The organism is Agrobacterium sp. H141 (assembly GCF_057158725.1).
Map to the genome: position 1 here is coordinate 2,280,468 of NZ_CM169893.1, position 24,958 is coordinate 2,305,425.

General features: G+C 59.4%; 21 protein-coding genes and 1 riboswitch. Of the genes, 13 read left to right on the top strand and 8 right to left on the bottom strand.

From position 1 onward, the window contains the following. The first annotated feature begins 7 nt into the window (after positions 1-7). Genes ACWPM9_RS10415 through ACWPM9_RS10430 form a run of 4 tightly spaced genes read left to right on the top strand, consistent with a single transcriptional unit; the run spans position 8 to position 4,059 of the window. Positions 8-949: an ABC transporter permease gene (locus ACWPM9_RS10415; protein ID WP_484757643.1), complete on the top strand. Its 942-nt coding sequence runs from the start codon at positions 8-10 to the stop codon at positions 947-949. Further along, positions 946-1,809: an ABC transporter permease gene (locus tag ACWPM9_RS10420; RefSeq protein WP_484755058.1), complete on the top strand. Its 864-nt coding sequence runs from the start codon at positions 946-948 to the stop codon at positions 1,807-1,809. Before ACWPM9_RS10415 ends, ACWPM9_RS10420 begins: the two co-directional genes overlap by 4 nt. A gap of 2 nt (positions 1,810-1,811) precedes the next feature. Further along, entirely contained in the window at positions 1,812-3,617 is a 1,806-nt protein-coding gene (locus tag ACWPM9_RS10425; RefSeq protein WP_484755059.1) for an ABC transporter ATP-binding protein, read from the top strand. A gap of 46 nt (positions 3,618-3,663) precedes the next feature. Beyond that, complete coding sequence (locus ACWPM9_RS10430) at positions 3,664-4,059, top strand: RidA family protein (protein WP_428186712.1); 396 nt, start codon at positions 3,664-3,666, stop codon at positions 4,057-4,059. Between the two features lie 277 nt (positions 4,060-4,336). On the opposite strand, the gene ACWPM9_RS10435 is transcribed toward ACWPM9_RS10430, so the two are convergent. Together ACWPM9_RS10435 and ACWPM9_RS10440 are read right to left on the bottom strand one after the other, a co-directional pair. Beyond that, positions 4,337-6,484, bottom strand: coding sequence for an outer membrane protein assembly factor BamB family protein (locus tag ACWPM9_RS10435; RefSeq protein WP_484755060.1), 2,148 nt, complete (start codon positions 6,482-6,484; stop codon positions 4,337-4,339). Next, positions 6,481-6,969, bottom strand: a complete 489-nt coding sequence (locus ACWPM9_RS10440) for a hypothetical protein (RefSeq protein WP_484755061.1) — start codon at positions 6,967-6,969, stop codon at positions 6,481-6,483. Before ACWPM9_RS10440 ends, ACWPM9_RS10435 begins: the two co-directional genes overlap by 4 nt. Before the next feature lie 188 nt (positions 6,970-7,157). After that, positions 7,158-7,363, top strand: a riboswitch (cobalamin riboswitch). Positions 7,364-7,455: 92 nt separating this feature from the next. Here ACWPM9_RS10440 and ACWPM9_RS10445 point away from each other — a divergent pair. Continuing rightward, positions 7,456-8,700: an aromatic ring-hydroxylating oxygenase subunit alpha gene (locus ACWPM9_RS10445; protein WP_484755062.1), complete on the top strand. Its 1,245-nt coding sequence runs from the start codon at positions 7,456-7,458 to the stop codon at positions 8,698-8,700. A gap of 1 nt (position 8,701) precedes the next feature. Continuing rightward, positions 8,702-9,784 (top strand): FAD-binding oxidoreductase, encoded by a 1,083-nt coding sequence (locus tag ACWPM9_RS10450; protein ID WP_428186708.1) that lies wholly within the window; start codon positions 8,702-8,704, stop codon positions 9,782-9,784. 24 nt (positions 9,785-9,808) lie between these two features. Here ACWPM9_RS10450 and ACWPM9_RS10455 read toward each other — a convergent pair whose 3' ends face one another. Then, on the bottom strand, positions 9,809-10,201 hold the full coding sequence (locus tag ACWPM9_RS10455) for a GFA family protein (protein WP_484755063.1): 393 nt from the start codon (positions 10,199-10,201) through the stop codon (positions 9,809-9,811). 334 nt (positions 10,202-10,535) lie between these two features. On the opposite strand from ACWPM9_RS10455, the gene amt reads away from it, so the two are divergent. Continuing rightward, on the top strand, positions 10,536-12,989 hold the full coding sequence (amt, locus tag ACWPM9_RS10460) for an ammonium transporter (RefSeq protein WP_484755064.1): 2,454 nt from the start codon (positions 10,536-10,538) through the stop codon (positions 12,987-12,989). A gap of 63 nt (positions 12,990-13,052) precedes the next feature. After that, a complete protein-coding gene (locus ACWPM9_RS10465) occupies positions 13,053-13,178 on the top strand; it encodes a hypothetical protein (RefSeq protein ID WP_484755065.1) in 126 nt (41 codons plus the stop codon). A 93-nt stretch (positions 13,179-13,271) separates the two neighbouring features. Here ACWPM9_RS10465 and ACWPM9_RS10470 read toward each other — a convergent pair whose 3' ends face one another. After that, on the bottom strand, positions 13,272-14,726 hold the full coding sequence (locus tag ACWPM9_RS10470) for a cobyric acid synthase (protein ID WP_484755066.1): 1,455 nt from the start codon (positions 14,724-14,726) through the stop codon (positions 13,272-13,274). 978 nt (positions 14,727-15,704) lie between these two features. Between ACWPM9_RS10470 and ACWPM9_RS10475 the strand changes: the two genes are divergently transcribed. The 4 genes from ACWPM9_RS10475 (at position 15,705) to bmt (ending at position 20,051) form a co-directional block, all read left to right on the top strand. Beyond that, the gene (locus ACWPM9_RS10475; protein ID WP_428186704.1) at positions 15,705-16,703 is read left to right on the top strand and encodes an ABC transporter substrate-binding protein; all 999 of its coding nucleotides are present in this window, start codon (positions 15,705-15,707) and stop codon (positions 16,701-16,703) included. Between the two features lie 236 nt (positions 16,704-16,939). Then, entirely contained in the window at positions 16,940-17,854 is a 915-nt protein-coding gene (locus ACWPM9_RS10480; protein WP_484755067.1) for an ABC transporter permease, read from the top strand. Beyond that, positions 17,847-18,899 (top strand): quaternary amine ABC transporter ATP-binding protein, encoded by a 1,053-nt coding sequence (locus ACWPM9_RS10485; protein ID WP_428186702.1) that lies wholly within the window; start codon positions 17,847-17,849, stop codon positions 18,897-18,899. The genes ACWPM9_RS10480 and ACWPM9_RS10485 overlap by 8 nt, the downstream gene beginning before the upstream one ends. A gap of 135 nt (positions 18,900-19,034) precedes the next feature. Continuing rightward, complete coding sequence (gene bmt / locus ACWPM9_RS10490) at positions 19,035-20,051, top strand: betaine--homocysteine S-methyltransferase (protein ID WP_484755068.1); 1,017 nt, start codon at positions 19,035-19,037, stop codon at positions 20,049-20,051. Positions 20,052-20,102: 51 nt separating this feature from the next. Here bmt and ACWPM9_RS10495 read toward each other — a convergent pair whose 3' ends face one another. Next, on the bottom strand, positions 20,103-21,122 hold the full coding sequence (locus ACWPM9_RS10495; protein WP_484755069.1) for a glycosyltransferase: 1,020 nt from the start codon (positions 21,120-21,122) through the stop codon (positions 20,103-20,105). Positions 21,123-21,343: 221 nt separating this feature from the next. Here ACWPM9_RS10495 and ACWPM9_RS10500 point away from each other — a divergent pair, with 221 nt between their 5' ends. Continuing rightward, positions 21,344-21,706 (top strand): hypothetical protein, encoded by a 363-nt coding sequence (locus tag ACWPM9_RS10500; protein WP_484755070.1) that lies wholly within the window; start codon positions 21,344-21,346, stop codon positions 21,704-21,706. Between the two features lie 4 nt (positions 21,707-21,710). On the opposite strand, the gene ACWPM9_RS10505 is transcribed toward ACWPM9_RS10500, so the two are convergent. The 3 genes from ACWPM9_RS10505 to ACWPM9_RS10515 all read right to left on the bottom strand — a co-directional run bounded on the left by ACWPM9_RS10505 (position 21,711) and on the right by ACWPM9_RS10515 (position 24,957). Continuing rightward, positions 21,711-22,457, bottom strand: coding sequence for a phosphodiester glycosidase family protein (locus tag ACWPM9_RS10505; protein WP_484755071.1), 747 nt, complete (start codon positions 22,455-22,457; stop codon positions 21,711-21,713). 125 nt (positions 22,458-22,582) lie between these two features. Continuing rightward, positions 22,583-23,260 (bottom strand): ferredoxin, encoded by a 678-nt coding sequence (locus ACWPM9_RS10510; protein ID WP_484755072.1) that lies wholly within the window; start codon positions 23,258-23,260, stop codon positions 22,583-22,585. Positions 23,261-23,379: 119 nt separating this feature from the next. Then, positions 23,380-24,957 carry a trimethylamine methyltransferase family protein gene (locus tag ACWPM9_RS10515; RefSeq protein ID WP_484755073.1) on the bottom strand — a complete coding sequence of 526 codons (1,578 nt, stop codon included), beginning with the start codon at positions 24,955-24,957 and terminating at the stop codon, positions 23,380-23,382. Position 24,958 lies beyond the last annotated feature (1 nt).

Genomic DNA, 24,958 nt, shown 5'->3' on the forward strand with positions numbered 1-24,958 from the left:
GGCAAGGATTGCGCAGGCACTGCTCAAACGACTGGGAGGTATGGCCATTGTCCTGGCTCTCGTCGTGACGGTGGTCTTTATCATCGTTCGCGTGACGCCTGGCGATCCTGCCGCTGTCATGCTGGGGTCGGATGCGACCCCGCAAGACATAGCCCAGTTGCGCACCAAATTGGGGCTCGATGCGCCCCTGATCATGCAATATGTCCAATTCGTCGTGGGCATATTGCATGGCGATCTCGGTCAGTCGATCTTCCTCGGGCAGCCGGTGACGACCGCGCTTGCCGCACGTGCCGAACCGACATTCTTCCTGACCCTGTTTTCGATCCTGATTGCGGTTGCGATCGCCCTGCCGGTCGGCATTCTGTCTGCGGTCAAGCGTGGCACGTTATTCGACCAGATCGTTGTCACCCTGACCATGGTCGCTGCCAGCGTACCCAGTTTCTGGCTCGGCCTGATCCTGATCCAGGTCTTTGCCGTTGGCCAGGGATGGTTTCCGGCATCCGGTTACGGCGGCCCCTATACGCCGTTTCTCGAACGGCTTCATCATCTGGTCCTGCCTGCGGTGGCATTGGGTGTGGTCAATTCAGCGCTGATCACCCGCTTTACGCGCGCGGCCATGCTGGATGTTCTCGGGGATGATTATGTGCGCACCGCACGCGCCAAGGGAGCCGGCGAAGGTCGGGTGATCCTCAAGCATGCGCTGAAAAATGCACTGATCCCGATCATCACGGTCATCGGCCTGTCAATCGCCATGCTGGTCGCGGGCGCGGTGGTGACCGAAACGGTTTTCGGCCTTCCCGGTGTTGGCAATCTCGTCGTCTCAGCCGTTTTGCGCCGCGACTATCCTGTCATACAAGGGGCACTGCTCGTCGTGGCCGCCATTTATGTGTTGATCAACTTCATCGTCGACATGCTCTATATTCTCGTTGATCCAAGGGTGCGCCTATGACTACCATGGCCTCCGTATCCATGCCGTTCGCCTCAAGTCTGCGCCGCTTGTTCGGCAATCGCGCCATGCTCGCCGGTGCGATCATCCTGGCCATTGTGGTTCTCGCAGCGCTTCTTGCGCCCTGGGTTGCGCCCTACGCGCCGAACAAGCTTTCGATCGTCAACAAGCTTAAGCCGCCATCGATGGCCCACCTGTTCGGCACAGACGAATTCGGGCGTGACATCTTTTCACGCGCAATCTTTGCAGGGCGGATCTCGCTTCTTGTCAGCCTCGGCGTGGTTGCCATCTCAACGGTTCTCGGGGTTATTCTGGGCGTGGCGGCAGGCTTTTTCCGCCACCTGGACGCACCGATCTCACGGCTGCTCGACGCGATGATGTCGTTTCCCGATATCCTGCTTGCGATTGCTCTGGTCGCCGCGCTCGGCCCGTCCCTTTCCACGGTCATCCTGGCGCTCGGCATCACCTATGCACCGCGTCTTGCACGCATCGTGCGCGGGTCGACACTGGTCCTTCGCGAGCTTCCCTATATCGAAGCCGCGGTCGCCATGGGTTTGCCGACATGGCAAATTCTGGCGCGCCACGTGTTGCTGAACCTCGCTTCCCCGATCCTGGTGCAGGCCACCTTCGTCTTCGCGTCGGCAATGCTGGCGGAAGCAAGCCTTTCTTTCCTCGGCGTTGGCGTTTCGACCGACATGCCGACATGGGGGACAATGCTGGCTGCGGGCCGCGAATATATGAACAACGCCCCATGGCTGATGGTCTTTCCCGGCCTCGCCATCGTGTTTTCCGTGCTCTCCGTGCAGTTGCTGGGCGATGGCCTGCGTGATCTCGTCGATCCACGGCTGGCCAAGGAATTTTGATCATGATGGATACCATTACCAAGGTCCGGCCCGTGCTTTCGGTCGAGAACCTGACGACATCTTTTAAGACCCAGCAGGGCTGGACCGCGGTCATTCGCGATATCAACCTGCATGTGGATGCCGGCGAGACGGTCGCCATCGTCGGCGAGTCCGGCTCGGGCAAGAGCGTCACCGCGCTCTCCACGATGCGGCTTTTGCCCGCCGACCGCGAGCGGTCGCAAGGGCGCATCCTGCTGGACGGGCAGGATCTGCTGCAGGCCAGCGAAGCCGAAATGCGCGCTGTGCGCGGCGGTTCGATCGGAATGATCTTCCAGGAGCCGATGACCTCGCTCAACCCCGTCTTCACGATAGGCAACCAGATCTCCGAGGCACTGGTGCTGCATCGCGGCCTTTCCTGGAGCGATGCCGCGGCCGAAACCATCCGTTTGATGGAGCGGGTTCGCATTCCTGCGGCAAAGACGCGTCTTCACGAGTATCCGCACAAGTTCTCCGGCGGCATGCGACAGCGGGTGATGATTGCAATGGCCCTCGCCTGTCGGCCAAAACTGCTGATCGCCGACGAACCGACGACCGCGCTCGACGTCACGATCCAGGCCGAAATCCTGCATCTGCTGCGCGAATTGCAGAGCGAGGAGAACATGGGCGTCCTCTTCATCACCCATGACATGGGTGTGGTTGCGGAGATCGCTGACCGCACCGTCGTCATGTTCCGCGGCGATGTTCTGGAGACCGGCAGGACAGAAGATATCTTCAAATCGCCCAAGGCCGTCTACACCAGATCGCTTCTCGCTTCGATCCCGCGACTAGGCACGATGGGGGGAGCCATGGCTCCCAAGCGCTTCCCGGAAGTCGATGCGTCGACCGGCGATCCGATCGAAGGCCGGGAGATGATACCCGTCTCCCCGTCTATCGAACCCATCCTCAAGGTCGACAATCTTTCCGTGCGCTTCGATCTGCCCAATGGCCGTGTGCATGCTGTCGAGGATGTCTCCTTCGACCTGCGTCCGGGCGAGACACTGTCCCTGGTGGGCGAATCCGGTTGCGGAAAATCCACCACCGGTCGTGCAATCATTCGCTTGATCAGCCCCTCGTCCGGCAAGATCGTCATCGAAGGCCAGGACGTGACGAAAGCCGGCACGCGCGACTTGCGTGCCATGCGGCGCACCTCGCAGATGATATTCCAAGATCCATTCGCCTCTCTCAATCCGCGCATCACCATCGGATCCGCCATTGCAGAGCCGATACTGGCCCATGGCTTGATGGGCAGACGCGAGGCGAAGGAACGCGTGGCAGAATTGCTCGAACAGGTCGGCCTGTCGGCCAGGATGGCCGACCGTCATCCGCATGAGTTTTCCGGCGGCCAGCGGCAGCGCATATCCATCGCGCGTGCCTTGGCGCTCGACGCAAAATTCATCGTTGCCGACGAGGCTGTTTCAGCGCTCGACGTGACCGTGAAGGCGCAAGTGGCCAATCTTCTGCTGGACCTGCAGGAAAAGCGCGGACTTGCCTATCTCTTCATCTCCCACGACATGGCTGTTGTGGAACGAATGAGCCATCGCGTCGCGGTCATGTTCCTGGGTGAAATCGTCGAAATCGGGCCGCGTGCGGCGATCTTCGACAACCCGCAACATCCGTATACGCGCCGCCTGATTTCCGCCGTGCCGATCCCCGATCCGTCGCGTCGTGGCCAGACGCTGCCGCCCATGGCCGAAGAGATCAAGAGCCCCGTTCGGCCCTTCGACTATGTTGTGCCAAAACGCACCTACCGGGAAGTATCGCCTGGTCATTTCGTGCAGAACATGCCCTGATCGGCGCCCCCGCGATTTACAATCTTCCAAGCAGAAAGTTTACATCATGAGCACAAAGACACTCATTCGCTACGAAGCGGCCGAGAACCAGGCCGGCGGTCAGCGCCGCCCTTTTGCCAAGGCCGTCCGCGCCGGTGATTACGTCTATGTTTCTGGCCAGGTCCCGACCGTCGACGGTGAAGTGATCGTCGGCAATATCGTGGCCCAGACAGAACAAGTGGTGGCAAACATCAAGGCGGTTCTGGCACTGGCCGACTGCACACTGGAAGACGTCGTCAAGGTCAATGTGTGGCTCGACGACGCACGCGATTTCTCAAGCTTCAACGCCGTCTTCCAGAAGCACTTCATAGACCACCCACCCGCACGTTCCGCCGTACAATCGCCCATGATGGTGGATGTCAAAGTCGAGATGGACGTGATCGCCTACAAGCCGCTGAGCTAAGCCTGACGGCGCTCCATCTGCCGGCTCAGCCGCACCCATATCGATCAGTTCCCCGACCCGCAAAACGGATCTCTGCGGGTCGAGGACGGACATCCAAAGACCCCGGTCTTCTTGTGCGCCGATCATCGGGCATTCGCTTGGCTGCATCCCCTCTGCCAAATGCGAATGCCACCGGCTTCCCATGCATGCGGCCCTTCGCCATGGCATGCGCCTTGTCGCCCATGGAAAAGGGCGCCAAATGCGCCCTTCCCCCTCTCAGCATCTTTGAGCCTGTCACTTACTTCGGCAGGGCGTAGACCGCCACCTGATCGCCGAGGGTCGGCGACAGGATGGAGTTGCCGCCGGAGATGAAGGCGACATATTGGCGGCCTTGATATTCATAGACTGCCGGGTTGGCGACGATCGGGGCCTGCAGCTGGGCCGACCACAGCTCCTTGCCGGTCTTGATGTCGAAGGCACGGGCCTTGGCATCCATGGTGGAGCCGATGAAGACCAGGCCACCAGCTGTCACCGCCGGACCGCCAATCGTGGGCGAACCCATGCTTTCCGGCATGAAGAAGCCATATTTCTGCGATTCGCCCAGCGGACGGCGCCACTTCACATCGCCTGTATGCATGTCGATGGCGACGAGCTCACCGAATGGTGGCTCCCAGCACGGCATGCCCAGCCAGTTCAGCGCGTTCTGCAACTCCATGCCGTAGGGCGCGCCTTCCTGGGCGTAGAAACCGTTCTCATTGCCGGACCCGCCCTTGTTCTCATCATATTCCTTGCGGGCATAAAGCTTGATGTACTGCACGATATGCGAGGTATTGACCACGGCGATCTGGTTTTCCGGATCATAGGCAACCCCGCCCCACTGAACGCCACCGGCGGAATCCGGATAGGTCAGGACACCTTTGCCCTTGGCTGTGGGCGGCGTGTACATGCCTTCATACCAGAGATCATCGAACAGCTTGGAGCAGGCACCGCCACTCACCAGATCGGCAATGCCCCAGACCTTCGGCTTCTTCGACTGGTCGAGCAAGGGGGCCGGCTTGGTCGGGAATGGCTGTGTCGGCGCGTAATATTCGCCGTCCACCGATCCGTCGCCGCCCGGCACCGCACGCTCCTCGATCGGCCAGACATCCTCGCCGGTCTCGCGATTGACGACGAACAGGAAGCCCATCTTGGTCGCCTGCATCAGGGCCGGGATGGTCTTTCCGTCGACCGTGATATCCATCAGTGTCGGAGCGGAATTGATGTCGTAATCCCAGATGTCGTGATGGACCCACTGGCGCGACCAGACAACCTTGCCTGTTTCCAGATCGAGCGCTGTCGTCGAGGTTGCATAGGGGATCTCCTCGGTACGATTGCCGCCCCAGTAGTTTGGCGAGGGCGAGGACACGGGCAGATAGACCAGGCCCAGATCCTCATCGACCGACATATGCGTCCAGACATTGGCGGTACCGGTCTTCTGCCGCACCTCTTCCGGCAGCGTCTCAAACGACCATTGCAGTTTGCCGGTCTGCGGATCGACGGAGAAGACCGCACCCGGAGGTGCTTCGGCAAAGGCCCAGTCCTTGCCGGCCCAGCCGATGATCACGTGATTGCCGGCCACGGTTGGCGGCTGCAGCAGCGAGAACGGGAAGCGGTCATTGATGGTGTTCCACTGATTGGCATCGAGAACGCCGTTATTGCCGAATTTCTCGCAGGCCTTGCCGCTATCGGCATCGACCGCAAAGAGCTGGGCATCCATGGTGCCGATATAGACGATCTTCTGGCACGGCTCGCCGGCGACCGGATTTTTCGATTCCCAATAGGAAACGCCGCGATTCTTGAGCGCCGGCTGCGTCAGGGCCTCCAGCGTGGAATCGGTATCGAAGTGCCATTTCTCTTTCCCGGTTGCGGGATCGAGCGCCAGAATGCGGTAAAAGGGCGTACCGATATACAGCGTGTCATTGGCAAAGACGGGCGTTGCCGACCACACCGTCGCCGGCGTGCCGCCGCTGCCGTCAGACACGTCGCCGGTATGCATGTCCCACACCTTTTTCAGGTCCTTGACATTATCGGTCGTAATCTCGGTCAGCGGAGAATATTTCTGCGCATTCAGCTGACCGTGAAAACTGTCCCATGTCGCCGTTTTCGGCATCATCGGAATATTCGTGCGCTGACGCGGCGTGGTGTTGAATGTCGGATCGGCGACGCCCGGATAGCGGTCCGGCTTGGGCGTTGCGTCCGTAAGCGCGGGGGACGTAGACGGCGCTGCCGTATCGGCGCTGTCGGATGTCGAAGGCGCGCTTGGCGCAGTGCTGTCCTGTTCAACCGTGGTGCCGGCTGACGGAGCGGCCGGCGCTTCGGGCTGGGCGGTATCCTGAGCATAGGCGGCGGTGCCCAATGCGGCCAGGATGAGGCCGCTTGCAAAAACGATATTCATCCGCTTCATCATGCTGCTCCTTGAAATGTCGTTGCGGCAGGCGAAGGCTGGGCGATCTCCCAGATCGCACCGATCAGGGCCACAACCATGGCGCCAATCAGCAACCATTCATGCAGAAAATAACCGGCAGCTGCCGTGCAGACGATGTCGAGTACTATTAATGCGCGTACGATGTTTCTCAGCGCGCCATGGCCGAAAATCGGGAAAAACAACGCCGCCAGCAACATGATGGCCGTGGAAAACACCACCAGACCCGCTCCGATCGAGCCGTTGACGCCCGTGAGCGGGACAACAAAATTATAAAGTGCGACGGCAAGGCCGAGGGCAGCGCCGACAGCAAGCACCCAAATTCCCAATGGGTAATAATAATTTGGATTGTTCATGACTTTCCTCTTCGAGTTGGGACGGCCCAAAACGCAAAACTGTGCCCAACCACCCGCCGCGTGATTGAACGAAACCACTTTGTTTTGACCGTTTTCAGGGTCTGCACTACTCACCCCTTGTTGGGGTGAACGCACAACTTGGCGATAGGATCCATCGCGCCTTGCACATTAGCGAAATAGTTCGAAGCGCCGCCGTGTCGTGAGCAGACGGCGGCCAAGGGGCGGACACAGTTTTCAGCGACTATTCAAATTGCGCATTCTCGATGTCGCTTTCCATCGCATCGCACCCCCGCATAGCCGCTAGTATGATCTCAATCCAAGGTGCCGGGCCGCAGGGAAGCGGAGCGGAGAATTGGGAAGCCGGTCTAAATCCGGCGCTGCCCCCGCAACGGTGGCGGAGCGAAAAATCCGACGGGAGGCCACTGGGCAGACAAGCCTGGGAAGGAGTCGGATGGTCCATGACGGACAGCTCCGGAGCCCGGAAACCAGCCTTGTAGACATGTCAGTTTCGGCCGCGGCGGGCGGTCCGGGCACATGCGGCAAACCCAAGAGGCCGCATTGCTTTTCTGCGTCCGCCAATGAACATCAATGAGGGCGCAAATGGATTTGCAGACGACAGTTTTGCGGCAACTTAAGAACCGCCGCGAAGGCTTCTCCCTGGAGCAGCCCTTTTATATCGATGAGGACATTTTCAAGCTGGACATGGAGACCATCTGGTACCGTGACTGGCTGTTTATCGGCCATGACTGCGAGGTTCCGCGCGCCGGCAATTATTTCACCGTGCAGATCGGCGACTATCCCGTGGTCATCGTGCGCGGCAAGGATGGCGTCATTCGCGCTTTCCACAACACGTGTCGCCATCGCGGGCATCGCGTTTGCACGTCCGAGCGCGGCGCGGCAGCCAAGATGGTTTGCCCCTACCACAACTGGACCTACGACCTCGACGGCTCGCTGGTCTTTGCCCGGCAGATGGGTGAAACCTTCGACAAGGCAGAGTTTGGCCTGAAGCCCGTCGCCTGCGAGAGTGTAGCCGGCTATATCTTCGTCTGTCTTGCGCAGGAACCTGCCGATTTTGCGCCGATGCGCGCCAGTATCGAACCCTATATGGCACCGCACCGTCTGGCCGAAGCCAAGGTTGCTGCCCGCTCGACCATTATCGAAAAAGGCAACTGGAAGCTCGTCTGGGAAAACAATCGCGAGTGCTATCACTGCGCCGGCAACCATCCCGAACTTTGCCGAACCTATCCGGAAGCGCCGACTGCGACCGGCGTGCAAGGCGCCGGCGACGATCCGGTCATTGCCGAGCATTGGGCCCGTTGCGAAGCCGGTGGGCTGCCGAGCGAGTTCCTGATGGATCCGACAGGCCAGTTCCGCGTTGCCCGCATGCCGCTGATCCCCGGTGCGGAGAGCTACACCATGGACGGCAAGCCGGCGGTGAAGAAGCCGCTGTCAGGCGACGTCAACATCTCCAATATCGGCACCATGCTGCTGTTCCACTATCCAACCACGTGGAACCACATTCTCGGCGACCATGCGATTTCCTTCCGCGTGCTGCCGCTGTCGGCAGAAGAGACGGCGGTCACGACGACATGGCTCGTTCACAAGGACGCGGTGGAAGGCGTCGACTATGACGTCGAAAAGCTGACCCATGTGTGGAACATGACCAACGACCAGGACCGCTCCATCGTTGAAGAAAACGCCTTCGGCATCCGCTCGCCGGCCTATGAGCCCGGCCCCTACTCCGTCGAACATGAAGGCGGCGTGATGCAGTTTGTCGAATGGTACGCCAATTTCATGGTCAACCGCCTGCAGGGCGACAAGGCTCCACTCTCGGTCGTGGCATAAAATGGCAAAAGACAAAACATACAGGCATGTCGATGAAATGCGGCCCTGGAGCGACAAGGAGCATATGCTCGAATGTGTCGCCTGGACGCCGGAAACACCGGATGTGATGACCTTCACCTTCAAGTCTGACCATCCGGGCCACTGGTTCCGATACCAGCCGGGTCAGTTCCTCACGCTGGAACTGCCGGTCGGGCCGGAACCGGTCATGCGCACCTATACGATCTCGTCCACGCCGTCGCGTCCCTACACCATTCAGGTGACGGCCAAGGCGCAGAAGGATTCCATCGGCACACGCTGGATGATGGAACATCTGCAACCGGGCATGAAACTCAAGGCCTATGGGCCGGTTGGCGACTTTTCCTATGTCCGTCATCCCGGCGACAAATATCTGTTCATCTCGGCCGGCTCCGGCATTACACCGATGATGTCGATGACCCGCGATCTCTCGGACCGCGAACCCGACAGCGACATCGCCTTCGTCCACTGCGCCCGCTCGCCCAACGATATCATCTTCCGCTGGGAGCTGGAGTACAAGGCGCGCTACATGCCGCATTTCACGCTCGGCTTTATCGTCGAGCAGCTGGAGCGCACGCAGCTGTGGTCGGGCCTGAAGGGTTGGGTGGACCGGGCCAAGATCTCGCTTCTGGTGCCCGACTTCCTCGACCGCAAGGTCTTCTGTTGCGGTCCTGCGCCCTTCATGGCGACGGTCAAGGACGCACTTCAAAGTGCGGGCTTCGACATGGACCACTATCATGAAGAAGCCTTCCTCCCGGCCGCTGCCCCTGCCCCGATCGTGGTGCCCGATTATGCGGACGGCGAAAAGCCGACCAAGGTCACATTCGCAATGTCGGGCAAGGACGGTCTGTGCGAGCCGGGCCACACCCTGCTTCAGGCCGCGCGTGCCTCTGGTGTGCGAATTGCCGCTGCCTGCGAATCCGGGCTTTGCGGCACCTGCAAGGTGATGAAGCTCAAGGGCGAAGTCGACATGCAGCATAATGGCGGCATTCTCGAAGAAGAGATCGAGGAAGGCTATATCCTCGCCTGCTGCTCACGTCCGCTGACACCCGTCGAGATCGAAGCTTAAACCCTGCGATTTCACGACCGCGATCTATTCTTCGGAGCGCTCATCACTCTCCCGATCGCGGTCGTAGCGCCTTTGCAGCGGAAATGGCGGCAACCAGTTTTCGCGCCTCACCGTCCAGAGCTCGTAGGTCGGGACCTGTTGATTGGGCTGATCGAGCGATCCGAGATTGACCTCGATCTCATCGCCGCTGCATGAAAAGACGGACGATCCACAGCGCGGGCAAAAATGCCGTCCCTGATAAGCGCGCGTTTCTCCGTCCACTTTCACCGCGTCTTGCGGGAAAATAGCCGAGGCATGAAACAGCGCACCATGGTGTTTTCGGCAATCCATGCAATGGCAAAGCCCAACCCTGTCGGGCCGGCCTGAAGCGACAATACGCAGCGCACCGCACAGGCACCCGCCGGTCAAGGTTTCCATCCATCATCTCCCCGTCTTGAAACTCGGCCAGACCATTGCCGAGACTGGCTTCAATGTCACGACGCTCTGTGCCCGCTACCAGTCGGAATCGGGGCCATTCCGGCGACATGTACAGAGGACTGAAGTATTGCGACGACAGTCACTTGCCCTGCCTTAGAATAAAGCAAACGCATATTTTTTATGCGTCGGCTTGAAATCAGCACATGGATACGTCCGGTCTCAGCCATAAAGTCCTGCAATCGCGGGCATTTACTCGACGTGCAAAGCGACAAAGCAACACTTCGTTAAGTATAACCGAACAAGGATTGTGCCCATAACCTTGCGGGAAACAATCATGCGCAAACACGCACTTCTACTGACGAATACATTCTTATTTCTTGCCTTTGCTCCACCTCTTTATGCCGCTGACGCCGATCCGATTGCCTTGATCGACAAGACATGGGTTCTGGTCGCCTCTGCTCTGGTGTTCATGATGCAGATCGGCTTTCTGTTTCTGGAAGGCGGCCTGGTTCGCTCCAAGAACTCCATCAACGTGGCTCAGAAGAACCTGGTCGATCTGGTCGTCTCCGTCGCCCTGTTCGGCATCATTGGCTACATGTTCATGTTCGGCGCGGATCTCTTCGGCTTCATCGGCATGGATGGCAACCTCATGCTGTTTTCCGGCGACAGCGAGGCGGCACTTTCCTTCTTGATCTTCCAGGCCATGTTCTGCGGCACGGCTGCCACCATCGTCTCCGGTGCGGTGGCGGAGCGGCTGACTTTCTCCGCCTATCTCGTCTTGGTCGCGGTCATTGCCGCCCTCGTCTATCCCATTTTCGGTCATTGGGCCTGGGGCAAGCTTCTGTTTCCAGGCAATACGGCCTGGTTGGCGGATCTCGGCTTCATCGATTTTGCCGGCTCTACCGTCGTCCATTCCATAGGCGCCTGGTCGGGTCTGGCAGCTGTCGTCATCATGGGGCCGCGCATCGGGCGCTTTCTCGAAGACGGCACGGTCGGCCGCATTGCCAGCCACAACACGGTTCTGGCAAGCGCCGGAACGCTCATCCTGTTCATCGGCTGGTTCGGCTTTAACGGCGGATCGGCCCTAACGATGGATGCCCCCGTGGGGCATATCATTCTCAACACGCTGGCAGCCGGTGTCTTCGGTGGTCTTTCCGGCACATTCCTGTCGCGCATGAAGGAAGGGATATGGCGTCCCGAAGGCCTGATCAACGGCGTCCTGGGCGGCCTGGTCGCAGTGACGGCCGGCTGCATGGTTCTGACCACCCAAGGTGCGCTGCTCGTCGGCCTGGTGGGTGGCATGGTTGCGGTATCGGGTGTGTGGCTTTTGCTGAAACTCAAGATCGACGATCCGGTCGGCGCCATTCCCGTGCACGGTTTCGCCGGCGTCTTCGGCACCATTGCCCTTGCCCTTCTGGCACCGGAGCAGCATCTGGCCGCCGGATCGCGGTTTGCGCAGATCGGGGTGCAGATGCTGGGCGCCGGCGCCGCCTTCGTCTGGGCATTCGGCGGCGTCTGGATCGTGCTCAAGCTGTTGTCGTCCGTCATGCCTCTGCGCGTCACGGCCGAGCAGGAACTGGCGGGCCTCAATACGGCAGAACATGGCGAAACGCTGGGCACCGGGCGGCTGCAGGAGCTGCTGATGGAACTTGCGGTCGGCGACGCGGACCTCTCGGCCCGCCTGGAAGTCGACCGCGGAGACGAGGCCGGAGAACTGGCAGACCTGTTCAACCGGCTGATGGCGCGTCTGGAGCAGGACAATATCCGCCGCCGCTTCCTCGACGACCAGAACCGCGATGCCGATACGGTCCGCCGCAATGCCGATGCCAGGCGCCAGGAATCCGAACAGGAAATCATCGCCAAGATTGCCGAGGTGATCGCCGCCGTTCAGGACAAACGCCTCAACAACCGCGTCGATCTCGGTGCTCAGATGGGGACGCTGAAATCCATCGGCGATGGCGTCAATGGACTGCTCGATACACTGTCGGGCCTGATCCGCTCGATCGGCTCTTCGGTCGACGATCTGTCCGGCGCCGCCGAACAACAGGCAACCGGCTCGCGCCAGCTTGCGGTCTCGGCGAACCAACAGCATCAGCAGATGGCGTCCCTGCGCCAAAGCCTGGGTGGCTTTCAGGCCGATTCCAACAGCATTTCGACGGCAACCCAGGGTGCCACCACCGCGGTCGGCGAGGCGGTTGCTGCCTCGCGCAGCAGTCAGGATGCGGCAGCCGTTGCCGTCGATGCCGTCAACCGCATGGAGGTCACGGCCGCCGAGGCGCTCAAGATCATCGATCACATCAACGAGATTGCCTTCCAGACCAATATCCTGGCCATCAATGCCGCAATCGAGGCCTCCTCCGCCGGCAAGGCGGGGCAATCCTTCGGGGTGATCGCCACAGAGGTGCGCGGTCTTGCAAGCCAGGTCGGCTCGCTTGCCGACGAGGCCGGAAAACTGCTCAACTCATCAATGGAGACTGTGCAGGAATCGGTAAAGGCCATCTCGAAGGCATCGACCACGCTCGATGGCGTGTCCGAACGCGCCGAGCGCGGCATGCGGTCGGTGGCGGAAATTGCCGAGACCGCCAAGCGCCAGAGCGCGCAATGCAATGACCTGATGGACGCGATCGACCGCATCGGCAAATCCATCGACGAGACAGCCGTGATGGCGGAAAAGACCCATTCTGTCGCCAACGGTCTGGCTGAAACGACCGACGGTCTGCGCCGCGAGGTGGCAGGTTACGACATCGAGCCCCAAGAGCCCGCATCCCTGACGCGGAAATCAGCCTGAGGCGGCAAATTTCCACGCCTAAAGACTGGCCTGCCGACCGCGGTTCGACAAAGCTGCGGAACAATGACCGATCTGGCCCGTTCATCTTTGCGAGACAAGCAAAGGAGAGAGACAATGAACGCCATTATTTACATCGTAGGCCTTGTGGTCGTCGTCGGTGCAATTCTGTCGTTTATCGGCCTCGGCTGATAGCGGCACATTGTCGGGAACAATCAATGTTCCAGCATGAACAGGAGTGGCTTTCGCCGCTCCTTTTCTGTTTGCGCGCTCCAGAGTCCCGCATCACCCCATCAAGCCTTCGAGCCAGCGCGGAGACAGCACCGCCTCGAGCTCCCGGGCCACGTCATCGAGAGCATCTTCCACCCCCTGGCGATAGTTGAAGCCGGGCGTATCGATGCCGAGGCTTCGCAACAAGGCCATGCGATAGGCATCGCTTCCAAACAGCCCGTGCAGATAGGTGCCCATCACCTTGCCGTCTGGCGACATCGCCCCTTCTTCCCGACCGTCGACAAACACGGGTGCATGGGCGCAATCCGGTCCTTCTGTCACCCCCAGATGGATCTCATAACCGTGCAGAGGCGCATCGTATTCCCTCGAATGGGCCGTGGTGTTGCGGACCGTCTTTTCCGGCGCCATTTCCGTCTCGACATCCAGAAGACCCAAGCCCTCGATTTCCGGCAGATCACCCTCGATCCCCTTTGGATCGCGCACCATCCGCCCCAGCATCTGGTAGCCGCCGCAAATACCGATCACCCGGCCGCCGCGCTTGACATGGGCGGCAATGTCGCGGTCCCAGCCTTGCGCTCGAAGGTCCTTGAGATCGCCGATCGTCGACTTGGAACCCGGCAGCACGATCAACCCGGCATCAGGCGGTATTCGTTCGCCAGGAGGCACAAAGATCAGATCGACAGAAGGTTCGGCCCCCAGCGGATCGAGATCATCGAAATTGGCGATGCGCGAGAAAACGGGCACTGCCACTTTCAGCCCCCCCTCTGCCTTGCGTGTCAGACGCTCCAAGGCGACGGAATCTTCTGCCGGGAGGCGGCGCGCCACCTTCAGCCAGGGAACGATGCCATGGCAAGACCAGCCGGTGAAGCCGCCGATGGCGTCGATGCCGTCGGCAAACAGCGAGACATCGCCGCGAAACTTGTTGATGATATAGCCCGACACCATGCGCCGGTCTTCCTCGGGCAGGATCAGATGCGTGCCGGCGAGGGAGGCAATCACCCCTCCCCGATCGATATCGCCGACCAGTACCACCGGGACATTGGCACGGGTCGCAAATCCCATATTGGCGATGTCGCCGGCGCGCAGGTTGATTTCCGCCGGCGAGCCCGCGCCTTCGACGATCACAAGATCGGCACCGGCGCGCATGGTCTCGAAACTCTCCATCACGGCCGACATCAGTTTCGGCTTCAGCGCCTGATAGTCGCGTCCCTTCGCCTGGCCATAGACCCTGCCCTGCACGATGATCTGACTGCCCGTCTCTGTCTGGGGTTTCAGCAGCACGGGATTCATGTGGACCGAGGTCGGAATACGCGCTGCCAGCGCCTGCAGCCACTGCGCACGCCCGATCTCGCCACCGTCATCGGAAACGGCTGCGTTGTTCGACATGTTCTGCGGCTTGAACGGGCGGACCTTTAGTCCTTTGGATGCCGCCAGCCGGCAGAGCCCTGCCACCAGTATCGTTTTTCCGACATCCGAGCCCGTGCCTTGCAACATGATCGTTCTGGTCATGGTTTCAAACCTTCGTTGGCTGGCTTTGTCACAGGGCGCGACATTGTAATTTCCGCTTGTTTTTTAAGGGCTTGTAAAGTGCCAGGCATTTCGCGTCCAGCATGTTGGCGCAAATTGATCAGTCATCCTCAAATTGCGACATCGCGTGACGTCTGTGAGCATTAACGCGCCGCAGAAAGGGATTAGATGCCGGGGAAATAACGAGAAAAACAAGCCCAACAGCAGTACATCCGAGGAAATGCTCATGGTCTACGTATTTACAAACAAAAACAGCGTGAAAATCCTCTGGGGCTCGCGGGTTTCGGCCCCATCGGCACCAGCACGCTGGGAACGCGTTTTCCCGCGTTTCGGCTTCGGCAAGTAATCTGCCTGACAGCTGGGCGACACGCGTCGCCGCAAACGTAAAAAGGCGCACCGGTACGCAATACATAAGACCGGTGCGCCTTTGCCGCTTTTCAGCGGATGACAGGCACACAATTATCGGCACATCGTTACCGGAACGTTAGCGCAGCGCCTGGCAGCGCAAAAAATATTGCATCCGCAACTTTCGTCCGGACACGCCTTGCAAATTCCCGAATGTCCCAGTTTTGACGCAGATGAGACACAATCGGTCTTGCCTAAGCGCGACTTTTGCGCGCAGTCAGAATTCACGGCCAAATTTTGCCCAAACCGCTGTGAGAGACGGCCTCCGGCTGGGTGGTTGTGGTGGGTCCCAAGGGTTGCAGCCCCTATTTATCATTATGAAAAGGTTGATTTCTGTAATCAAACCTCTAGGCTTTAGGCATCGGTGAAGACGTCGGTGGCCTGCGGCACTTTTTCGCAGATCCCCAGACAAAAATGTCAGCCGACAGCCAGTCCGAGCCACCCAAGCGGCTTGGTGGCGAATGAATTCTTTTGGACCGCAGGGCCTTGCAGCTGCCGTGTCGGTCCCATCTTTCAATGCTGCTTAAATCTATTAAGACTGGGAGGTCTTAGCTAATGAAGAGGCTCCTCGCTTCCACTTTCCTCGCAGCCAGCGTTTACGCACTGGCCGGATCCGCTCAGGCGGCAGAATGCGGCAAAGTTTCCATTGCCGAGATGAACTGGGCTTCAGCAGGTGTTGCGGCATACGTTGACAAGGCAATCCTCGAAAACGGCTACGGCTGCGACGTGACCCTTGTGACCGGCGACACCATGCCGACGTTCACATCCATGAACGAAAAGAGCGAACCCGACATCGCACCGGAACTGTGGGTCAACGCTGTCCGCATTCCGCTCGACAAGGCTATCGAAGAAGACCGTCTGATCGAAGCGGCACCGCTTCTGTCTGACGGCGGTGTCGAAGGCTGGTGGATTCCCAAGTTCATCGCCGACGAACATCCGGACATCAAAACCGTTCAGGACGCGCTCAAGCATCCTGACCTGTTCCCGGCACCGGAAGATCCGTCCAAGGGCGCCGTCTACAACTGCCCATCGGGCTGGAACTGCCAGATCTCGACTGCCAACCTCTACCGCGCTCTGGGCGCTGAAAAAGAAGGCTTCGATCTGGTCGATACCGGTTCCGCTGCCGGTCTTGACGGTTCCATCGCCAACGCCTTCGAAAAGAAGAAGGGCTGGCTCGGCTACTACTGGGCGCCAACCGCAATCCTCGGCAAATACGAGATGGTCAAGCTGTCCTTCGGCGTCGAAAACGACAAGGAAGAATGGGACAAGTGCACAGCCGTTCCAGATTGCCCGGATCCGAAGGTGAACTCCTATCCGGTATCGGACGTCTACACGGTCGTCACCAAGGACTTCTCCGAAAACAATGCCGTCGCCATGGACTATCTGAAGACCCGGAAATGGGACAACCAGACCGTCGGCAAGGTTCTCGCCTGGATGGACGACAACCAGGGTACCAACGAAGAGGCCGCTGAACATTTCCTCGAAAACTACGAGGATATGTGGACCAAGTGGGTTTCTCCGGAAACTGCTGAAAAAGTAAAGGCTGCGCTTTAAGCGGTCTTGGAGATGACGGGGGAAACCCCGTCATCTTTGTTTTGGGATATCCGGTCTGGCGCCAGCCATGCGGGCGTCATGACAGAAAATAGGGCACACCTCATCGAGGGCGTGCCTTTTCGGCAGCATGTGGGACTGTCAGACAAGCAATCCTGTTCCGCATGCATCCTCCCGGTAACCAGAAGCCAAAAAGAGCTACCGGCCGGATGGATGGGGTCAATAAGGGGATAGAATTTATGGCTTCAACTTTGTGCAATGCGCTGCCGACGCTCCTGTGTGAGTTTCCGGCAATCGACAATGATCTGATGCGCGCATTCAAGAAGACGGTCGATACCGGCTTCAAATCCTTTGTCCGCGCCTATGGCGATTTCCTGGACAACGCTCTTCAACCACTACAGTGGTTTCTCAACTGGCTTCAGGACCTTTTCGTGGATTCGCCCTGGCTGATCATCCTTCTGGCGCTCACGCTGGTGGTCTACATCACCAGCCGGGATACCAAGGTGGCGATCGGCACATTTATATCCATGTTCGTGATCGGCCTGGTTGGTCTGTGGGAAGATACCATGGTCACGCTTGCCATGGTCACGGTCTGTACGCTGATTGCCATTGTTGTCGGCATTCCGATCGGTATTGTCATGGCGCGTTCCGAGCGAGCGCAGTCCATCGTCAATCCTGTTCTGGACGTCATGCAGACGATGCCGAGCTTCGTCTACCTGATCCCGGTCGTGATGATCTTCGGTATCGGCAAGGTGCCGGGTCTGATCGCGGTGGTCATCTACGCCATTCCCCCCATGATCCGCCTGACCAATCTGGGTATCCGGCTGGTCGACAAGGAAGTCCTGGAAGCGGCCGATGCCTTCGGATCGTCCAACCACCAGAAGCTTTTCAATGTGCAGATACCGCTGGCATTGCCGACGATCATGGCTGGTATCAACCAGACCATCATGATGTCGCTGGCCATGGTCGTCGTCGCATCGATGATCGGTGTGGGCGGGCTTGGCAAGAACGTGCTTCAGGCCATTACCAACCAGTTCTTCACCATCGGCTTCCTGAACGGCTTCGCTCTCGTTGCGATCGCTATCATTTTCGACCGCACCAGCCAGGCTTACGGCAAGCGGCTCCAGAGACATTCGGAGGTCATTCATGGCTAGTCACGGCATCGAAGTTCGCCAACTCTACAAGATCTTTGGCCCCGACGGTTTACGCTATATCGACGCGGTCAAGGGTGGGATGACGAAGTCCGAACTCAACGAAAAGCACGGTCATGTGCTGGGCCTGAAGGACATCAACATCTCGATGCCGGCTGGCGGCATTACCGTGGTGATGGGGCTTTCAGGCTCGGGCAAATCGACCCTGATCCGCCACATCAACCGATTGATCGATCCGACCGCCGGCGAGGTCCTCTACGATAACATCGACGTCTGTCAGATGAGCAAGAACGAGCTTCGGGAATTCCGCCGCCACAAGACGGCAATGGTATTCCAGAAATTTGCCCTGCTTCCGCACCGTACGGTGATGGAAAACACCATCTACGGTCTCGACATTCAGGGCATCTCGCGCTCGGAAAGCGAAAAGACGGGACAGAAATGGATCGAACGCGTCGGGCTCGCCGGCTTCGAAAACCACTATCCCAACCAGCTTTCGGGCGGCATGCAGCAGCGCGTCGGACTTGCGAGAGCGCTTTCCAACGATGCCGATATCCTCTTGATGGACGAGGCATTTTCCGCGCTCGATCCGCTGATCCGCGTGGATATGCAAACGGTTCTTCTCGACATTCAGGAAGAGTTGAAGAAGACCGTCTGCTTCATCACCCACGATCTGGATGAAGCGCTTCGCCTCGGCGACAAGATCGCCGTTCTGCGCGACGGTGAGGTTATCCAGCAGGGAACCGGCCAGCAGATCGTGCTCAACCCCGCGGACGACTACATCACCGCCTTCGTCAAGGAAGTGAACCGCGGGCGCGTGATCAAGGTGGAAACCATCATGCAGCCGCTGGAGGGGGCGCCCGTCGGCCTGCCGGTCGAGGCCGGTACGGTTCTCGAGGAGACGGCCAAGAAGATGACGGATGCCAACCAGACACAGGCAACGGTGATGGCCAGCAACGGAACCCCGATGGGCACCGTTACCCTGTCGACCATCATCGCCGCCATGGTCACACCGTCTTCCCATCTGGACGAGCCGATCGCGGCTGAGTGATCCATCACGGCATGACCTTTGACGCCGCAGAGACAGGGACCTGTCGCTGCGGCGTTTGTTTTGGTCGGTTTTCCGATTGCGGTCATATAAAGAAATCCTTATATCAATTCAGAATTGATATTGGAGGATCTGCCCATGCCTGCTGCGACCAATCCGCTTTCGCAACTCATCGCCGAAAAAGGTGTGCTGCTCGCCGATGGGGCAACCGGAACCAATCTGTTCGCGCAGGGCCTTGAGGCAGGCGAGCCGCCTGAACTCTGGAATACCGACGCGCCTGAGAAGATCGTCAAGCTGCATCAGGACTTCGTCGATGCCGGCGCCGACATCATCCTGACCAACAGTTTCGGTGGCACCAGCCATCGCCTCAAGCTGCACAATGCCCAGGACCGCGTTTTCGAACTGAACAAGGCGGCGGCAGAGATCGCCCGTTCCGTTGCCGACAAGGCCCCCCGCAAGGTCATCGTTGCCGGATCCATCGGACCCACGGGCGAGCTTTTCGAACCCATGGGCGCGCTCACCCACGAAACGGCCGTTGCCTCCTTCGTGGAGCAGATGGAAGCGCTGAAGGCCGGCGGAGTCGATGTCGCCTGGATCGAAACCATGTCGTCGCCCGAGGAAATCCGGGCAGCAGCAGAGGCCGCCGTCAGGGTTGGTCTCGCCTACACCTATACCGGTTCCTTCGACACGGCCGGCAAGACCATGATGGGGCTTGCGCCGAAAGATATTCACGGCGTGGCCAGCGATATCGGTGATGGCCCGGTTGCCGTCGGCGCCAATTGCGGTGTGGGCGCATCCGACATTCTCTCAAGCCTGCTCGACATGACCGAGGCTGCGCCAGACGCCTTTGTCATCGTCAAGGGCAATTGCGGCATTCCCGAATATCAGGGCACCGAGATCGTCTATTCCGGCACCCCGCCGCTGATGGCGGAATATGCCAGGCTTGCACGTGATGCAGGTGCGACGATCATCGGCGGCTGCTGCGGCACCTCGTGCAACCATCTTGCCGCCATGCGCAAGGCAATCGATGACTACAGCGCCGGTCCGCGCCCGACGATCGAAACCATCGTCGATCATATCGGCCCCCTGCGCAACAAGGCGGCATCCGACGAACCGGTTGGCGGACGCGAACGCCGCAATCGCCGTCGCGGTTGATCGCCTAGGCAAAGACGCGCGAACGGAGCCGCTCACGGTGCGAGAAAACAGCTAAGCTGCGACGGCCCGCCGGAAAAACTCGACATAGCGATCCTTCAGACCCGGCTGAAGGATATCCGCCATCATGAGCGCGATCTGAAAAATGCCGAGCGAATTCTGTTCCGCCATCGCCAGTTCGACGAGGTAGCGCGTCGTTTCGTCATAATCGTCCGGCGTCTGTTTCACCCGACGGACGAACCGTCCCATCGTCATCAGCACGATGTCATTCGCAAGCTTTGTCTTTTGCGGCTCTGTCAGCGGCGTGTCCTTGCGCGCCGCCATTACGTAAAGATCGAGAAACATCAGCAGATGTTCGTATCTGTCCGATCCTTCAGGCAAACCGACCGCAGTGTATATGGTCGTGTTGAGCGCATCGATCTTCTCCCGCGACCCCCAATTGTCCATGTTGTAGTGAAACACGGTGCCAGGGTCGTGGGCCATCTTGCCCGAGGCCACGAGGGCGAGAGAAAGCGCCCAATCGCAATAGCTGCCTTGGGTCGGATGAGCCGACAAAAATAGAGACAACAATCCGCCAAAAACGTCACGGCGGTACATACTGTAGTAGTTGCTATTATTGCCACCGGCATTGTTGAGATAGCCTTTCATCCTCTCGGCGGGATCGTCGGCAGTCAGCGAAAGCGCCTTTCGTGCCAACTGGCCATGCGCCTGGGTGAAAGCGATGTTCACGGCAAAGGCGCCGATATAATCGCCGCCCAGCGTCGCCAGATCGAGTGCGGGCTGTGCCGGGTCGGCGAAAATCAAGTCATCGTCTCCCATCGGCATGATGAAGGCGGTCTCGGCGGCTGCGAATGCACGCTTCCAGTTCTCCGCAGCCGATGTGTTGACGCTGGACACGTAGATCAAATCGCCTGAATGCCCTTGCAAGAATTCGCGTTTTTCCGGATCTTCGGAATTGTCCGAGACGATCAGAACCGCATCTGTCTGCCGGCAATAGGCGATTGCGCTCTCGATCGAGGCGATCGAATCCTTGAGCACTCTGTTGCTCGGCATGCAGATGGATAGCTGTGTCATATTTCCCGCTCCGGGCGCTGAATGGGCAAGCCACTCTGCCCTCGCCAGTTTCGCCAGTCTCGACAGAGGCTCCACGAATCGTAGCTGGCGCTAATACAACTGTTCAGACTTAAAGTTACAGCTGTCAACGAAAGCGCGCTCTCGCACGGCAAGAGCGCGCACAACTTGCGGTGAAGTCGCGTCTCTTCTAATCAAAGGGCACGAACGAATCGAAATGAAGGATGCCACGGATGTCAGCGCAGCAGATGCCCTTCCCCGACCGCGAAACGGTTGCGAGCAAGCTCTCCACTTTCAACGAAGCAGACGAATCCTTTTTTCGCCTGTTGCTCGAAAATCCGACGCAGGATGAAGCGCTGCTTGCGGGTATCAACCTTTATCTCGACAACCAGTCGGAGGCCAAGTTTCTCAACTCCTTGAAACTGGAACGTTGCGGCGAATGGATGGGCAATAACGCGCCGGCCAGATTGCAGATGCGCTTGGCAGAAGTTGGCCGTTCGAGCCAGCACGCGGCCTTCGTCGCCTTTCGCGATGGGCTGACGAAATCCGGCGGTTTCGAGCGGGCTTATCCAAAGTCGCCGCTCTGATCCTTCAGTCGGGCGCGCGCCCGACAACCGCGATCATCGGCCCCAGGGAAAACAACCTGTCATTGCGACCCGTATCCGGTTGGTAGACGCTTGAAATCGTGCCATCGAGAAACAGCGCATTAGCGCAATCCAGCCGGTCGCGAAACAGCGTGGCAAAATCATAAAAGCGCACCGGTTGGCGCGAGAGGACAAACACCACCCTGCCCTGACCGTCGATCCCCACGCCATTCCTACGCTTTAGACTGTCGCTGTCTGGCAGAAAACGCGGATGGATCTTACCATCGATCACCAGCATCGGGCCAGATTGGGTGGCATAGTCGGCCTGAAATCCGGATTGCAGGTAGCGGTGCGTCTCGGCGATCCGCGCCTCTCGCCCTCCCAGCGCGAAGACACCATTCGGCAGCAGGTGGAAATTCCCCCAGCCCTTGGCCGTTGAAGCCGCTTTCAGGCGAATGCCGTTCTCGACATAAAGCCCGACCGGCGAGAGATCGCGCTCGAACATGCCGCCGTTCATGGCAAAGCGCAGGTAATGGCGATCAATCCACAATTGCCGCTTCAACGCATCGAAGCTGCCAAACGGCTCACCATCTGGGGCGCGATTGAAAAGGCGAATGTCGTCCTTTGCCGGATCGAAGCGGCAGACGGTAAAGTCCACGCCACTCTTCTCCATGGTTTCGCAGGCTGGTTGCGCCGCAGCTGCAGGTGCCATGGCAAAGGCAATGAGGACGGCCAGTAATGCCACAAGCTTCATGATTCATGTCCAGATTCAATCGACGCGGCTCAGGCCCCTGTATTGACTGCAATATTGACGAAGCCATGACGACACCAGCCAAGACGCATCGACCCGCGCTGCAGAAAGCGGCCAGATGGGTATTGTCATATCGCCGGAAGGGTCAAAGCCTGCATGTGAAAGCGGATCTGACCGTCCGGGTAGCGGTGGCGGCTGCCAACCGGACAGGCATTGCGCGCCAGACAGCCCGACCGCATGCAGCCTACTTGCCCCGCCGTATCCCCTAAATATTGACGGCATTTGGTCACCGAAAATCCGCTCTCGGTGACCGCACCGACGGGACATACAGTCATGCATGGCTTGTCCGGGCAGCTGTCGCAGGGATGGGCATTCCGTTTCGGCGCAGGACCTTCGGCCTTGTCCTTGAAGGCAATCGCGCCGCGAAAGCCGAACCACAGGCCAAACTCCGGGTGCATCAAGATACCGAGTGGCGACGGTTTGAGACCGATGGCCTTCATCGCCCATTGCTGGAAGGGCTGATAGGGCGGATCGGAGGGATAAAAGGCCGTTCCACCCTGGCGCGTCGCCACCGGAGCGATCACCTGTCTGGACCAGGTATCCAGCGGCTCGTCGCAGTCCTCATGTTGCGCCAGCCAGGCTGAAAATCGTGGCCACATGCTGCCGCCAGCATTGCCAATCAGCAAGACGGATCGCGCCGAAATTCCGCCTTCCAGTGCCGGCCCCTCGCCTGCGTCGAAATTGACAACGCCCAGCACCGTCAAGCCCGATGGCTTCAGCTGTTCGGCAATATCGTCGACTGACATGGAAAAGGCCGCGCTCACCCGCGCGGCCCCTCGTATTTATAGTGAGGACGCCAGACCTCTTCCTGGATCATGTCGGCGACTTTAGCCGCCCCGCCTTGCTCCCTGGCAACGGGATGCTTTCAAGTAAAGGCGTCCGGCATGGAGTTCTTGCGCTCGGCAATGAAGTCCAGCAGAGCCTGATCGATGGCCGGGTCGAGTTCCGGCGCTTCATAGGTGTCCAGCCAGTTGCGGCAAAGCGCGTTGGCGCGTTCCTCGATGCGCTTGGCACCTTCGATCTCCCATTGCTCGAAGGAGTTGTTGTCGGCGAGAGGCGAGCGATAAAAGGCCGTCTGGAAATTGGCCTGGGTGTGGGCGCATCCGAGATAGTGGCTGCCGGGGCCCACTTCGCGGATGGCATCCATGGCCTGACCGTCTTCCGAGACATCGACACCCGCCGCCAGCTTCTGCATCATGCCGAGCTGATCCTGATCGATCATGAATTTTTCATAGGAGCTGACGAGGCCGCCTTCCAGCCAGCCTGCCGCGTGCAGGACGAAATTGGTGCCGGCGAGCAATGTCGTGTTGAGCGTATTGGCCGATTCATGCGCTGCCTGGGCATCCGGCACCTTGGAGCCGCACAGCGAGCCGCCGGTGCGGAACGGAAGCCCCATGCGACGGGCGAGCTGGGCTGCACCATAAGAGACCAGTGTCGGTTCCGGGGAGCCGAAGGTCGGTGCACCCGACTGCATGGAGATGGAAGCCGCGAAAGTGCCGAACAGAACCGGCGCGCCCTTGCGGATCAATTGCGTGAACGCCGCACCGGCCAGGACTTCCGCCAGGATCTGCGTCAGCGTGCCCACCACTGTGACCGGGCTCATGGCGCCCGACAGAATGAAGGGCGAGACCACGCAGGCCTGGTTGTGCCGGGCATAGACCTTCAACGCCCCAAGCATGGTCTCGTCGAAGACCATCGGTGAATTGGCATTGATGAGGTTGAGCATGACGCAGTTGTTTTCAACGAAGTCATCGCCGAACACCAGCTTGGCCATGGCCACGGAATCTTCGGCACGTTCCGGTGCCGTCACCGATCCCATGAAGGGTTTGTCGGAATATTTGACATGGCTGTAGACCATATCGAGATGGCGTTTGTTGACCGGCACATCGACCGGTTCGCAAACCGTGCCACCCGACGAGTGCATGGATGGCGCCATATAGGCAAGCTTCACGAAATTGCGGAAGTCCTCGATGGTCGCATAGCGGCGATTGCCGTCGAGGTCGCGCACGAAGGGAGGGCCATAGACCGGCGCGAAAACCGTCGCATTGCCACCGATGCGGACCGAACGGGCGGGGTTGCGGGCATTCCAGGTGAATTCCGAGGGCGCAGTCTTGAGAATGTCGCGGCACAGACCCTTGGGGAAATGGACGCGCTGCCCCCGGACATCGGCACCGGCTTGCTTCCACAGCGCCAGGGCTTCGGCGTCATCGCGAAATTCGATACCGATCTCCTCGAGAACGATATCGGCATTGCGCTCGATAATGCTCAGCGCTTCATCGTCCAGAACCTCATAAACGCCAATCTTGCGCGTGATATAGGGCATGGACGGTCCGGCGCCGCCACCGCTGCGCGACGCGCGTCTTGCGGCAGCTCCGCGACCTTCACCACGTACACGCCGACCAGCTCCCTCCGCCTGTCCGCTCCTGTCAGTCGTCTCGTCCATG

Excerpts from the sequence above, each read along its gene's own strand:
- ACWPM9_RS10430 (WP_428186712.1), top strand. The coding sequence starts at position 3,664 with ATGAGCACAAAGACACTCATTCGCTACGAAGCGGCCGAGAACCAGGCC.
- ACWPM9_RS10425 (WP_484755059.1), top strand. The coding sequence starts at position 1,812 with ATGATGGATACCATTACCAAGGTCCGGCCCGTGCTTTCGGTCGAGAAC.
- ACWPM9_RS10475 (WP_428186704.1), top strand. The coding sequence starts at position 15,705 with ATGAAGAGGCTCCTCGCTTCCACTTTCCTCGCAGCCAGCGTTTACGCA.
- ACWPM9_RS10455 (WP_484755063.1), bottom strand. The coding sequence starts at position 10,201 with ATGGAAACCTTGACCGGCGGGTGCCTGTGCGGTGCGCTGCGTATTGTC.
- ACWPM9_RS10515 (WP_484755073.1), bottom strand. The coding sequence starts at position 24,957 with ATGGACGAGACGACTGACAGGAGCGGACAGGCGGAGGGAGCTGGTCGG.
- ACWPM9_RS10420 (WP_484755058.1), top strand. The coding sequence starts at position 946 with ATGACTACCATGGCCTCCGTATCCATGCCGTTCGCCTCAAGTCTGCGC.
- amt (WP_484755064.1), top strand. The coding sequence starts at position 10,536 with ATGCGCAAACACGCACTTCTACTGACGAATACATTCTTATTTCTTGCC.
- ACWPM9_RS10435 (WP_484755060.1), bottom strand. The coding sequence starts at position 6,484 with ATGATGAAGCGGATGAATATCGTTTTTGCAAGCGGCCTCATCCTGGCC.
- ACWPM9_RS10465 (WP_484755065.1), top strand. The coding sequence starts at position 13,053 with ATGACCGATCTGGCCCGTTCATCTTTGCGAGACAAGCAAAGGAGAGAG.
- ACWPM9_RS10480 (WP_484755067.1), top strand. The coding sequence starts at position 16,940 with ATGGCTTCAACTTTGTGCAATGCGCTGCCGACGCTCCTGTGTGAGTTT.
- ACWPM9_RS10495 (WP_484755069.1), bottom strand. The coding sequence starts at position 21,122 with ATGACACAGCTATCCATCTGCATGCCGAGCAACAGAGTGCTCAAGGAT.
- ACWPM9_RS10505 (WP_484755071.1), bottom strand. The coding sequence starts at position 22,457 with ATGAAGCTTGTGGCATTACTGGCCGTCCTCATTGCCTTTGCCATGGCA.
- bmt (WP_484755068.1), top strand. The coding sequence starts at position 19,035 with ATGCCTGCTGCGACCAATCCGCTTTCGCAACTCATCGCCGAAAAAGGT.
- ACWPM9_RS10450 (WP_428186708.1), top strand. The coding sequence starts at position 8,702 with ATGGCAAAAGACAAAACATACAGGCATGTCGATGAAATGCGGCCCTGG.
- ACWPM9_RS10470 (WP_484755066.1), bottom strand. The coding sequence starts at position 14,726 with ATGACCAGAACGATCATGTTGCAAGGCACGGGCTCGGATGTCGGAAAA.
- ACWPM9_RS10500 (WP_484755070.1), top strand. The coding sequence starts at position 21,344 with ATGCCACGGATGTCAGCGCAGCAGATGCCCTTCCCCGACCGCGAAACG.
- ACWPM9_RS10510 (WP_484755072.1), bottom strand. The coding sequence starts at position 23,260 with ATGTCAGTCGACGATATTGCCGAACAGCTGAAGCCATCGGGCTTGACG.
- ACWPM9_RS10485 (WP_428186702.1), top strand. The coding sequence starts at position 17,847 with ATGGCTAGTCACGGCATCGAAGTTCGCCAACTCTACAAGATCTTTGGC.
- ACWPM9_RS10445 (WP_484755062.1), top strand. The coding sequence starts at position 7,456 with ATGGATTTGCAGACGACAGTTTTGCGGCAACTTAAGAACCGCCGCGAA.